The 12,353-nt window shown below is 35.5% G+C and carries 10 protein-coding genes; 8 read left to right on the forward strand and 2 right to left on the reverse strand.

The window, feature by feature from the left end:
- Positions 1–287 precede the first annotated feature (287 nt).
- Positions 288–2,645 (forward strand): choice-of-anchor L domain-containing protein, encoded by a 2,358-nt coding sequence (locus AC57AW_RS09600; RefSeq protein WP_496351677.1) that lies wholly within the window; start codon positions 288–290, stop codon positions 2,643–2,645.
- Between the two features lie 130 nt (positions 2,646–2,775).
- Here the strand turns inward: AC57AW_RS09600 and rsmA are convergent, their stop codons facing one another.
- The gene (gene rsmA, locus AC57AW_RS09605; protein ID WP_496351678.1) at positions 2,776–3,546 is read right to left on the reverse strand and encodes a 16S rRNA (adenine(1518)-N(6)/adenine(1519)-N(6))-dimethyltransferase RsmA; all 771 of its coding nucleotides are present in this window, start codon (positions 3,544–3,546) and stop codon (positions 2,776–2,778) included.
- Between the two features lie 91 nt (positions 3,547–3,637).
- Here rsmA and AC57AW_RS09610 point away from each other — a divergent pair, with 91 nt between their 5' ends.
- The 6 genes from AC57AW_RS09610 to AC57AW_RS09635 all read left to right on the forward strand — a co-directional run bounded on the left by AC57AW_RS09610 (position 3,638) and on the right by AC57AW_RS09635 (position 8,931).
- Positions 3,638–4,537, forward strand: a complete 900-nt coding sequence (locus AC57AW_RS09610) for a cell division protein FtsX (RefSeq protein ID WP_318848174.1) — start codon at positions 3,638–3,640, stop codon at positions 4,535–4,537.
- Positions 4,538–4,539: 2 nt separating this feature from the next.
- Complete coding sequence (locus AC57AW_RS09615) at positions 4,540–4,836, forward strand: DUF3098 domain-containing protein (RefSeq protein ID WP_318848173.1); 297 nt, start codon at positions 4,540–4,542, stop codon at positions 4,834–4,836.
- Positions 4,837–4,932: 96 nt separating this feature from the next.
- Complete coding sequence (locus AC57AW_RS09620) at positions 4,933–5,751, forward strand: undecaprenyl-diphosphate phosphatase (RefSeq protein ID WP_318848172.1); 819 nt, start codon at positions 4,933–4,935, stop codon at positions 5,749–5,751.
- A 23-nt stretch (positions 5,752–5,774) separates the two neighbouring features.
- Positions 5,775–6,473 carry a tRNA pseudouridine(55) synthase TruB gene (truB, locus tag AC57AW_RS09625; protein ID WP_496351679.1) on the forward strand — a complete coding sequence of 233 codons (699 nt, stop codon included), beginning with the start codon at positions 5,775–5,777 and terminating at the stop codon, positions 6,471–6,473.
- A gap of 344 nt (positions 6,474–6,817) precedes the next feature.
- Positions 6,818–7,540, forward strand: coding sequence for a 23S rRNA pseudouridine(2604) synthase RluF (gene rluF / locus AC57AW_RS09630; protein ID WP_496351680.1), 723 nt, complete (start codon positions 6,818–6,820; stop codon positions 7,538–7,540).
- A 170-nt stretch (positions 7,541–7,710) separates the two neighbouring features.
- A complete protein-coding gene (locus AC57AW_RS09635; RefSeq protein WP_496351681.1) occupies positions 7,711–8,931 on the forward strand; it encodes a YncE family protein in 1,221 nt (406 codons plus the stop codon).
- Positions 8,932–9,085: 154 nt separating this feature from the next.
- Here the strand turns inward: AC57AW_RS09635 and AC57AW_RS09640 are convergent, their stop codons facing one another.
- A complete protein-coding gene (locus tag AC57AW_RS09640) occupies positions 9,086–10,312 on the reverse strand; it encodes a helix-hairpin-helix domain-containing protein (protein ID WP_496351682.1) in 1,227 nt (408 codons plus the stop codon).
- 408 nt (positions 10,313–10,720) lie between these two features.
- Between AC57AW_RS09640 and AC57AW_RS09645 the strand changes: the two genes are divergently transcribed.
- A complete protein-coding gene (locus AC57AW_RS09645; RefSeq protein WP_496351683.1) occupies positions 10,721–12,343 on the forward strand; it encodes a T9SS type A sorting domain-containing protein in 1,623 nt (540 codons plus the stop codon).
- Positions 12,344–12,353: the final 10 nt, after the last annotated feature.

Below are 12,353 nucleotides of genomic sequence, written 5' to 3' on the forward strand. Positions count from 1 at the left end.
ATATTATTAAAATAGAAAATAAACAACAAAATCTTTCAGCAATGAAAGATTTTGTTGTTTTATAAAGTAAACGTTGTCACGTTTTGTGAATTATTTAAAATAGAGGATAAATATGTTAAAACAATTTGTAACACGATGCTACCATATTATTTATGATTTGTGCGAATAGGGATTGATTAACGAAAATTTGCTTTAAAAGGTTTATAATTTGTTTTTTTGCAGTAAAAAATATAAATATGTATGTGAGATGTTTAAAAAAAAATTAAATTTGTTGAAACAAAAATATTATGAGAAGATATCTACCGCTTTGTTTATTTTTTTTAGTCATCTCGACTTTTTTATTTTCACAAAATCTGCCCCCCAGGAAACATGCAAAGGAAATCCCTTCAGCATTATCCAGAAGGGCTGGAGCTTTTATTGATGTAAATGCTCCGCAGTATCCTGAAACAAGTTACACGATAGAGAAAATGGTAAAAGATGTATTGATCTCATCCGGGACCAATACCTGCCTGACTCCGAATGTAAGTAATGTGCAGATTACTCCTAATCATGCTGCAAGTGATGCCAACAGAGCATGGGGGTATTTCCATAAAGCTACAACCAATTTTCCTTTCAAAGATGGGCTTATCCTTTCTACAGGATATGCGAGAAGAGCAGGTAACACTTTTGAAGGAGGACTGAGTGATGTCAACGGTGGAGGTTCAGATGCTGATCTGGCACAGGTGATTGGAGTAGTGGAAAGCAGATTGAATGATGCTGTTCTTCTGGAATTTGACTTCGTTCCAACAACAAGTCAGATTAAATTTAACTATTTGATTGCTTCCGAAGAATATACAGGTTCATTCCCATGTACCTTTGCAGATGCATTTGCGATTTTATTGAGACCTACTTCGGGAGGACCTTATGTGAATATGGCTGTACTTCCCGGAGGAGCAGGACCTGTAAGTATTACCAATATTCACCCTGCAGTACCAGGAAGTTGTGGTGCGGTAAATGAACAATATTTTGCTGGATATAACACTGGTAACGTGGAAACCAATTTTGAAGGAAGAACAATTCCTTTGACAGCTACAGCAACTGTAGTAGCAGGACAGCAATACCACTTCAAAATGGTAATTGCCGATTACAGTGACCACAGTTATGACTCTGCAGTATTTCTGGAAGGAGGATCTTTCAATATTGGAGTAGATCTTTTAGACCCTGCAGGAACCAAATTACCTTCTGATATCAACGTGTGTGATAATGTACCTCAGGTAATCACTGCTTCTATAAATGATCCTAACCTTGTATATCAGTGGTATTATAATGGAGCACCTGTTCCTAATGCTACTACCAATACTATTACTGCCATACAACCTGGTACCTATACTATCGAAGTAAGTGTTCCGGGGAATCCATGTCCGGGTAAAGCGACTATTCAGATTCACGGAGGAACAACTCCTCAGGCCCAGGATGCAACCTTATTGCTTTGTACCACACCGGATATTACTACTTTTGATTTAAGTACTATTATGCCGACAATAAGCCCAACACCTGGAGCGATCTTTAAATTCTACGTAAATCAGGCTGATGCTATTGCACAGAACAATAATTATATTCAGACTCCATTGAATTATAATGGTAATGACGGTCAGATCCTTTATGTTGTAGTTTCCAACGGAGCTTTCTGTAGTAAAATGGTAGAACTGAAATTACTGAAAGAAGTAACTCCAACTGCTAAAGTAAAAGCTTCCAGAATAAAAATCTGTCCAGGAGAATCTGTAACCCTTACTGCTGAAGGTGGAGATACTTACCTGTGGAGCAACTTCATGGGAACAGGAAATATGCAGACTGTTACTTTATATCAGACAACTACATTCACAGTATATGCTATTGGAGCAAAAGGTTGTAAATCTCTTAATCCAGCAACAATAAGAATCGAAGTTACTCCGGAAATCACTTCACCATTAAAAGATGTTGAAATGTGTATTGGTGATAAAGTGACTCTTGATGCGGGTGCAGGACAAGGCTTTAAATACCTTTGGAGCACAGGTGCAACAACACAGAAAATTGATGTAGACCAATGGGGTATCTATTCTGTAGAAGTTGATAACGGAATTTGTAAGAAAGTTTTCGAAGCTAAAGTAATGGGTGCAGCTACGCCTTTTGTGACTGGATTAAATTATGAAAGCATCAAGAAAACAGTAACGATCACGGCTGAAAACCCTCCAATGAATAATATGCCAAGTACTTTGGAGTATTCTATTGACAACGGAATCAGCTGGCAGGATTCAAACGTGTTTACCAGTCTTTTAGACAATACAAACTATACAGTTTTGGTAAGAAGAGTAGGTACACATTGTGTGGGATCTCTTGAATTCTTTACATTGCAAATCAATAATATTATTACTCCAAACGAAGACGGAATCAATGATGTACTGGATCTTAAAGCTCTTGGAGACTTTAAAAACTTTACAGGTTCTGTGTATGACAGATATGGAGTGGAAATGTTCAGATTCTCAAAAGAAAATCCTATCTGGAATGGTACAGTGGGAGGTAAGAGACTTCCTACAGCAACATACTGGTATAAGTTCAATTTTGAGTATCCAAAATCAAAAGCTCAGATGAACTGGTCAGGATGGATCATGCTGAAAAACAGAAATTAGAACTGATAATGTAATATAAAAGAAAGCCTTTCAAATGTATTTTGAAAGGCTTTCTGCTTTTTTAGGAATAATGGTCGTTATTGTTATTCCAACAAAAAAACTCCGTTATCAGGAGCTTTTATTTTTACGTTTATTGATTTTCTTTCCAGAGATTGGCGAAGTTGATAAAATCTGTTACACTAAGTTCTTCCGCTCTTTTATCTAAAAACTCATGGCCTTTTAAAGCTTCAGGAATATTTAAAGATTTCAGTGCATTAGACAGTTTTTTTCTTCTTTGGTTGAATCCTGTTTTTACAATCTGTTTAAATAGAATTTCGTTGCCTGCAAGACCTTCCTTTGGATTTCTTGTAATACGGATTACTCCGGATTTTACTTTTGGTGGCGGATTGAAGACATTCTCATGTACTGTAAACATATAAGATACATCATAATAAGCCTGGATCAGGACAGAAAGTATACCGTAATCTTTAGTTCTCGGAACGGCTGCCGTTCTCTCAGCTACCTCTTTCTGAAACATTCCTACCATTTCCGGAATCAGTTCATAATGATCTACAATTTTAAATAAGATCTGCGATGAGATATTATACGGGAAATTACCAATGATGGCAATCTGATCATCTTTGATAAAACTGAAGTCCTGTTTCAGGAAGTCTCCCACAAAAGTATCTTCAGTAACCTTTGTATACTTTTTTTTCAGGTATTCGATAGACTCTGTATCAATCTCTGCAAGGTAAATGTTCTGATCCTTTTCAAGAAGATATTTGGTAAGAACTCCCATTCCGGGGCCTACTTCCATGATGTTATTATAGTTCTCAAAACTAAGACCTTCTACGATTTTTCTTGCGATGTTTTCATCTGTCAGGAAGTGCTGCCCAAGATGTTTTTTTGCTTTTACACTCAAGGTTTTTTATGATTTTATTAACAATGATTTTCTTTATTTCGTCCCAAATTTCGGAAGATTTTTTCTATTTTAGCCAAAAATTTTAATATTAATGGCTAAATCTGTAGATGAATTTAATAAGAAAAGGCTTCGGTCCAGCAATATTACAGTAGTGATAAGTATTGCCTTAGTGTTATTTTTGTTAGGATTAATGGGGCTTATTTTAATTAATGCCCAGAAGTATTCTGACTATATCAAAGAACAGTTGGTGGTGAACGCCTACTTTGATGAAAATTATGATGCTAAAGATTCTGTAAAAATTGCAAAACTGGAGGAAGAAACTTTTAAAAAGGTACAGACATTAGGTCCAGTAAAAAAAGCAACCTATATTTCAAGAGACATGGCTGCAAAAGAAGCCAAGAAAAGTATGGGAATTGACAGTGATGCATTGTTTGAAGAAAATATTTTCCCTTCTTCTATTGAAGTTGCTTTAAAACCGGAATTCGTAGATCCAGCAAAAATTGATGAAGCGATCAAAGAAATCAAATCTGTTCCCGGTATTATCGATGTTAAAAATGACAGTACTTTGATGGTAGATGTTTACAATAACCTGAGCAGAATCTTAAAGTGGATCTTTGGATTTTCAATTCTGTTCCTGGTATTGGCTGTTGTATTGATCAACAACTCTATCCGTCTGAAAATATTCTCGAAGAGATTTATTATTAAAACAATGCAGCTGGTAGGAGCGAAAAGAAGATTTATTCTTAAACCTTTCATCATAGAAGCGATCATTTTAGGAGCTATTGGTTCTGTAATTGGTCTTATTGCTTTAGGTGGGGTTTGGTATTATTTCACAAGCCAGATTGGTTCTGCTTTCGTACAGGACAACAACCAGTACTTCTGGTTAGTGATCTTGGTACTGGGAGTAGGAGTCTTTATCTCTGTCTTAAGTACAATTTTCGCTACATGGAGATTCTTAAAATCAAACGTTGACGATTTATATTACTCTTAACAATGAGCAAAAAAACAAATAAATTTTCCGCTTCAGACTTTGGACATGAGGCTGAAGTAGCACAGGAAAACGCTTTCTATTTCGGACCGCAGAATTTCAAGTGGATGCTGATAGGGCTGGCGTTTATTGTCGTAGGATTTCTACTGATGATGGGACCGGATGCCAATACGGTAGATGGTAAGTTTGACCCGAACTCATGGAATGACGATATATTTTCTTTCAGACGAATCAGAATAGCACCTCTCTTTGTTGTTATTGGGTTTGTAATAGAAGTATATGCTATCTTAAAAAGAAAATAAATAAATTTTTATATTTTGAGATTAAGAGATTAAGAAATTGAGAGTACTGTATTCTGAATTTCCGGATCTCTTAATCTTTTAATTTTTTAAAAGAATATGGATTTAATCAAAGCAATTATTATTGCCATTGTAGAAGGGTTGACAGAATATCTTCCAATTTCTTCTACTGCACACATGGGATTTACGGCCAACCTTATGGGGCTTGAAGAAACAGAATTTTTAAAAATGTTTCAGGTATCCATTCAGTTTGGAGCTATTTTATCAGTTGTAGTGGCCTACTGGAAAAAGTTTTTTGACTTAAATAATATTCAGTTCTATTTTAAACTGGCTTTTGCTGTAGTTCCGGCATTGGTTTTAGGCTATTTATTCGATGATAAAATTGAAGCTGTTCTTGGAAATCAAATCGCTATTTCTTCGGTGTTGGTTTTGGGTGGCGTTATTTTACTTTTTGCTGACAAATGGTTTAAGAATCCTAAAATAGACGACGAAAAAGGAATTACGATAAGAAAAGCAGTGACTATTGGTTTCTGGCAATGCCTTGCAATGATGCCGGGAACGAGCCGTAGTGCGGCTTCTATCATTGGAGGAATGACTCAGGGACTTACCAGAAAAGCAGCTGCAGAATTCTCTTTCTTCCTGGCAGTACCTACGATGCTGGCAGTAACGGTGTATTCGGTTTTTGTTAAAACCTGGGGAAAAGAAACCGCAAATCCACAGAAAGGATATGAAATGATTATGGCTTCACAGGATCACATTATGATCTTTGTGGTAGGAAATGTTGTCGCATTTATTGTAGCACTTATCGCTATCAAAGCATTCATTGGAGTGCTTAACAAATATGGATTTAAACCTTGGGGCTGGTACCGTATTTTTGTTGGAGTTGCTCTGTTGATTTATTTTTATTTCTTTAAATAGGAAATTACTCATTATACCCATTCATGACTGCTGAAGAACTGAAATCAGGATACGTTTTTTTATTAGATAAGCCTTTGGACTGGACTTCTTTCCAGGCTGTCAATAAAATGAAATACAAACTTAAAAGGGAATTTGATCTCCCTAAAAAATTTAAAATCGGACATGCAGGGACTTTAGATCCTAGAGCAACAGGCCTTTTGATTGTCTGCTGTGGAAAATTCACCAAGAAAATTCCGGAAATACAGGATGCTCCCAAAGAATATTGGACAGAGATTAAGATTGGTGTACAGACAGAATCTTATGATACTGAAAAGCCTGAAATTCTTCATCAGGATATTGCTCACATTTCTGAAGAACAGATACAGGAAGTTCTTGAAAAATTTGTTGGAGAAATTGAACAGAAACCTCCCATTTATTCAGCTATTAAGATTGATGGTGAAAGAGCTTACAACCTTGCAAGAGCTGGGGAAGAAGTGGAAATGAAGGCTAGAAAAACGACTATTCATTATATTAAAGATATTAAAATAGATTTTCCTTTAATAAGCTTTATGGTAGGCTGTTCTAAAGGGACATATATCAGAAGTCTTGCACATGATATCGGGCAGGAATTGGGAGTGGGAGCCTATCTGACCCAATTAAGACGTACTAAGATTGGAGATTATGCTATTGAAAATGCTACAGATCAGTTTTTAAATAACGAGTACAGGTTCGAGGATCTATAAAAATAAAATGATCTTTATTTCTTTCTTTATTTACTCAATAAAATTACCGGCGGAATCAGAATAGCTGGCAGGTATAATTTTTTGCCTAATTTTGCATTGGGAATAGGATTGAAATATTGCTTTATAGATCGTAAGTATTGTATAATACAGCTCAAATTTATTTTTGTCCTGGTGATGGTATGATGCTTCTACAAGTTTCAATTCTGATTTTGTAGAATAAAAGAAGGAAAATAGACTCATTTTAGAAATTCGCAATTTCCCAAAATCCAAAGCTGCCTTTATATGGGCAGGCTACGGAATTACAATTTTCAGCAATAAAATTATACAGGCTACAGAGAAGACTAATGGAAAAAACACGTATCAATAAATATTTATCAGAAGTAGGATACTGTTCTAGAAGAGCAGCAGATAAGCTTTTGGAAGAAGGCAGGATCAAAATAAACGGGAAAATTCCTGAAATGGGAACGAAAGTTTCTGATGAAGATCTTGTAGAGGTAGACGGAAAACCAATCAGAGAACCTCAGGAAAAGCCGATATATATTGTTTTTAATAAGCCGGTAGGAATTGTATGTACTACGGATACAAAACGTGAAAAAAATAATATTGTAGACTATATCAACCACCCGAAAAGGATTTTTCCTATCGGAAGATTAGATAAACCAAGTGAAGGACTGATCTTACTGACAAGTGATGGTGACATCGTCAATAAAATTCTAAGAGCCCGTAATAATCACGAGAAAGAATATATAGTTCGTGTAGATAAGCCGGTTAATCCGAGATTTCTGGAAAAAATGAGAAATGGAGTTCCTATTCTGGATACCGTAACAAAAAAATGTGAGGTAGAGAAGATTGATGATATGAATTTCAGAATTGTTCTTACCCAGGGACTTAACAGGCAAATCCGTAGAATGTGCGAATATCTCGGATATGAAGTGAAAAAACTGAAGAGAATCCGTATCATGAACATTAAACTTGACCTCCCTGTTGGAAAATGGAGAGATCTTACGGAAGATGAACTGAGTGCATTGAATTCTATGCTTTCAGATTCTACTAAAACAATCGACTAAGACTTTTACTTTACTTTAACGGTTTCACTTTTATATTTTCCTGTATTTACTGCTGGAAATATAATTGTATTCCCGCTATTTAATGATTTTTCACATATTGGTGTAATATATTTTAGTTTTTACTGAAAATAAATTATATTTATAATAGTAATAACTATAACCTGAAAATCATGAAATTAAAATTCAATTTAGTTCTTTTGTTTATGACTTTGGTAATGTTTACTAATTGTCTGAATGACCACGATCCGGATCACCCACATGATTCTTCGTTTTACATTGATTACAGAAGTTTAAAAGGATTACCAGACGGAATTGCCGTTATTGAACTCGATCCTGAAGCCCCGAATTTTGGAAATATCAGCAGCAGGCTTGAATTGGGGGTTGGTGTATTACCGCATCATATTTATTACAATCAAAACGCAAAAAAAATGTTCACCACTGCTTTGGGAGGCAGTTATCTCTATGAGATAAAAACAGGAGAAGACCAAAATGGGCTGCCAAAATTAATTGATGCGACCCCTATTGACACTGGTGAGAATACAGTTGGTGAAAATTTATTTTTCACGAATGACGGAAGATACTTTATGACCTTTATGGGGGGAGCAGGAGGCCCAAAAGATGGTAGTATAGGTGTTTTTAATACTAATAATAACCAGCTTATCAAAACTATTAAAGCACCAATTCAGGATAATCCCAATCAATTTATAATGTATCCGCATGGTATCTCAATCAATGAAGAAAAAGGATTAATGATGGTGAGTTCAACCATTCACCCGGATCTCACTACTGGGATGGGAAATACATGTACTTTAATAGATCTCAATACTTATGAATTAAAGAAGACTTATCGGGTAGCAGACTCTCCAACAGATATGTCTGCTCCTGTAGAAGTTTTACTGCTGCGTGGAAAATTTCCGCAATATGCACTTGCTACAACCATGCTTGGAGGTGATATCTGGCTGGCTCCTTACAATGCTGTCACCAAAGAATATGATGCTTTTAGTAAGATTTTTGACGGAAGTACACAAGGGTTAGGCTGGGCACTCGAAATGTATATTGATGATTCAAATAAACTGTATGTGAGTTTTGCTGATCCTGGAAAAGTGCTTGTCTTTGATATCAACAATCTTCCCCAACTAAAACTTTTGAAGACTTTAAATGTGGATAAAGGAGCACATCATATGGCTTTCTTCAAAACCAAATCAGGAAAAGAAGTTGTAGCTGTACAAAATAACTTATTGGATATCCCTAATTTAAACTCCGGAACCATTAGTGTGATTGATATCAACACAGGAACCACCTTAGGTACAGTGGATTTACGCGGCCGATATGGAATACTTCCGGAATCAATTGAAGGAACCAATGGCCCGAGCAATTATATGCATCACTAAAATCTAGAAGAATTTCAGATAATAAACTATTCCAAAAAAGTAATATTTTGGAATAGTTTTTATTGGAAATAGCTTGAACGTTAAGTAGATATAGTTAAGTTTAAATTCAAATAGGTTTAAGGGTTGATTGTTTTCTGTTTGATATGAGCTTGTATTATTTTATGTACAACCTCATTCTTTCTTCATATTCAGGTTTCAGTTTTAAAAACTTCCATATTTTTTTATCATCAGGATTACTGATTCGGTAGAATATGATTTTATCTGCAGAATATTTGAAATAAGGATGATTTTTAAGCCATTCTTCAGGTGCATCCACTAATGAATATCTGGGTACTTCTGAAGTATTCAACGGTGCTGTTGAAATTAGCTTTTGAACAAGATCCTGATCAATATTATAGGTGCTTAAAATCTGCTGCTTGTTCACGAAACCTCCTAATTTTTTTCTGAAGCCAATAATAGAACCTGCGCTTCTTTCATCCAGACCAAATTCTATAAGCTGTCTGAAAGTAATCACATTGAGATCTGTTTTTGAAAAATCTGTTTTTTCCTGCTGCTTTTCCTGAAGTTTGATATAAGGTTTCATTTCCTGAAATTTCTCAGCAGAAATTACAAAACACTTTTGCAGATCTTCCGGGCTTTTAAAACTACCCCGTAGATTTCTATCCCGGTAATTGATAATGGTAACCGCTTGTTTTTCTGAAAACCCAAATGCTTTCCAGCCCTCCGTATCCAGTTGATTAGGATCAAAAGAATGATATTGAATTTTGGTTTTAACTGTATTATTCTTTTCAGAATTTTGGAACGTTTCGGGAGTTTTTGCTGGTAGCAGCAAATAAGGTTCAAGCTTGCTGTAATTTTCCGGAGAGATGATAAAGCATTCTTTAAACTTCTCCTTACTGATAAAGCTTCCTCCCAAATAATTCCTGTATTTCAAAATAGCTTCTGCCTGTCTTTCACTGAAACCCATTTTGAGCCAATCGTTAGCAGAAAACCGATCAGGATTGAATTTCCCTGAAATAATAATTTCTTTCTTTTCATAACTGTTGAATCCTTTTGAATTTCCTCTTTCTGCTGTTTCAGGAAGTAAAATGAAAGATGACAATTCACTGAATTTCTCTTCAGAAATGGCATAACATTTTTTCAATTGTTCTTTTGATGTAAATTTTCCTCCTACAATATCTTTATACTTCATAATTGTAGCAGTCTGTTTCTCTGAAAATCCAAGTTTTTGCCATTGCTCTTTATCCAGTGTATTGGGATCAAAGTCTGATAGATCTACAGAATTTGAAGAACTTGTAATGAATTTCACATCAGGAAAAGGTTCTTTTTCCCGGCTGGTGTATTTCTGATAAGCCAATAAAATAGTCAGCAATGTGACCATGAATGCCAATTTTCGGTAATAGTTTTTTCTCATCATACAGTAAAAATATCAATAAAAACAAAGTATGTCAATAGCTGATAATGAAATGATTAAATATGATATGCAGATTGTATTTAATGCTTAAAAAGTAAATAGAAATTTGATCTTTTATATGATATAATTTCGTAATTGAGACCGAATGTTTTGATTAAGGTTTATCTTTTTTTGTTTGTAATGCGACAATTTTTGTCGTTGTCCATAGATAATTTTGCATCAGGATAAGACATATTAAGATATTTATGATAATAATTTAATAATAAATAGTATGATTTATGTTAAATCGCAACTTTGTGATTTTCATATCTTAAAAAGTGTTAAATTCGCGCAGTTTTCAATAAACTAATTACTAACTCAGAAAACAACATTGGAATGAAAAAATTCTATATCGGTGCATTCACTTTATGCACGGTCTTGGGCATTTCTGCCCAGGAAGTGGTATGGCAGAAAGACATCAAATCCTCTACCCAGGATTTTCTTAGCCAGGTTACTACTACAATCAATCAACAGTATCTTATTACAGGAAGCTCAATTCAAAGCAATAAGCAGCAGAGTTCAGAAAGTAAGCAAAACAACGGCTATGATTTTCATCTGGTAAAACTAAACCAGCAGGGAAATGAAGTCTGGGAGAAATACTTCTCAGGACAAAATCATGATTATTTATCAGCAACTGTTACTACACAAGATGGCGGATTTCTATTAGCCGGAACCTCTTATTCAGGAAAAGGACTGGATAAAAAAGAGGATTCTAAAGGAGGCTCAGATATCTGGCTGATCAGAATTAATGAATTTGGAGATGAACTATGGCAGAAAACTCTGGGAAGTTCTTCAGATGAAGAAGCAAAAGCAGTTATTCAAACTACAGACTTAGGGTTCTTTGTAGCAGGAAATGTACAGAATTCTTCAAAAGGTTACGGTTCCAAAGATGTCTGGATCACGAAATTGGATAAAGACGGAAAAGAACTCTCCCAATTAATCTTAGGCGGAAAAGGCTTAGACGAAGTGGAAAAGATGATTCCAACGAAGGATGGAGGCGCCTTACTGGGAATCTATTCCAGAAGCGGAGCTGTTAAAACAACTCATCAGCAATCAACGATCAATACTAGTACTCCGTCAGATAGACCTGCAACCCAAAACCTGCTCTCTGCAACCTCAAAGCAAAGCGAAAATTTCGGTGAAGGCGATTATTGGATCGTCAAGTTAGACAAAAACGGAAAAGTAGAATGGGAAAAGAACTTTGGAGGTAAAGGAGATGATCATATCAGAACTCTGGCTTTAACGTCAAATGGCTTCATCATTGGCGGAGAATCCAGATCAGAAAGATCAGGAAACAAAACGGTTGGAATTGAAGAAGGAACAGACCTTTGGCTGATTTCTTTAAATGAAAGAGGCGATGAACAATGGCAGAAATCCTACAATTTCAAAAACAGAGATATCCTAATGGGTATGAGCGTTCTTCATTCCGCAGATGATAAATCTTCCAAAGGAATTCTATTAGGAGGTTACACGCAGGCTGAAGGAAGAGTAGAAACTGATGATGAAACCTTCTGGATGTTATACCTTGATAAAAATGGCAATGAACAGTGGAGAAAACACGTCAAAGGAGAATCCAGAAAGAAGGAAGAGAGACTTTCTGATTTAAAGCTGAACAGAGACGGTTCTATTGTTCTGGCTGGAACCAGTGCTGAAGAGCTGGGAAAAGAGAACTGGAAAATTGTAAAACTGGGAGACAAGCAGGTGGATCAGTTAATCGAGAAGTATGATATCAAGATCTATCCGAATCCTGTTTCTGATTATGCCTATGTTGAAATTGGTTTTGACTTTAAAGATGCAGATATTATACTGTATGATATGAGTGGAAGACAACTACAAAGTATAAAAACAAAAAACAGAGTAACAAAGATTAATACTCAGGCTTTGGTTCAGGGAGCTTATCTGGTGACGATAAAAACGGATAACAATAAAACGGCGAATGCCAAATTAATCAAGAAATAAACACGAGATA

This window comes from Chryseobacterium sp. BGA-UO-ETr-SB22 (assembly GCF_059567885.1).

What these genes read in the sequence shown, in the direction of transcription:
- AC57AW_RS09600 (WP_496351677.1), top strand. Translation starts at nt 288, where the DNA reads ATGAGAAGATATCTACCGCTTTGTTTATTTTTTTTAGTCATCTCGACT.
- AC57AW_RS09610 (WP_318848174.1), top strand. Translation starts at nt 3,638, where the DNA reads ATGGCTAAATCTGTAGATGAATTTAATAAGAAAAGGCTTCGGTCCAGC.
- AC57AW_RS09615 (WP_318848173.1), top strand. Translation starts at nt 4,540, where the DNA reads ATGAGCAAAAAAACAAATAAATTTTCCGCTTCAGACTTTGGACATGAG.
- AC57AW_RS09620 (WP_318848172.1), top strand. Translation starts at nt 4,933, where the DNA reads ATGGATTTAATCAAAGCAATTATTATTGCCATTGTAGAAGGGTTGACA.
- truB (WP_496351679.1), top strand. Translation starts at nt 5,775, where the DNA reads ATGACTGCTGAAGAACTGAAATCAGGATACGTTTTTTTATTAGATAAG.
- rluF (WP_496351680.1), top strand. Translation starts at nt 6,818, where the DNA reads ATGGAAAAAACACGTATCAATAAATATTTATCAGAAGTAGGATACTGT.
- AC57AW_RS09635 (WP_496351681.1), top strand. Translation starts at nt 7,711, where the DNA reads ATGAAATTAAAATTCAATTTAGTTCTTTTGTTTATGACTTTGGTAATG.
- AC57AW_RS09640 (WP_496351682.1), bottom strand. Translation starts at nt 10,312, where the DNA reads ATGGTCACATTGCTGACTATTTTATTGGCTTATCAGAAATACACCAGC.
- AC57AW_RS09645 (WP_496351683.1), top strand. Translation starts at nt 10,721, where the DNA reads ATGAAAAAATTCTATATCGGTGCATTCACTTTATGCACGGTCTTGGGC.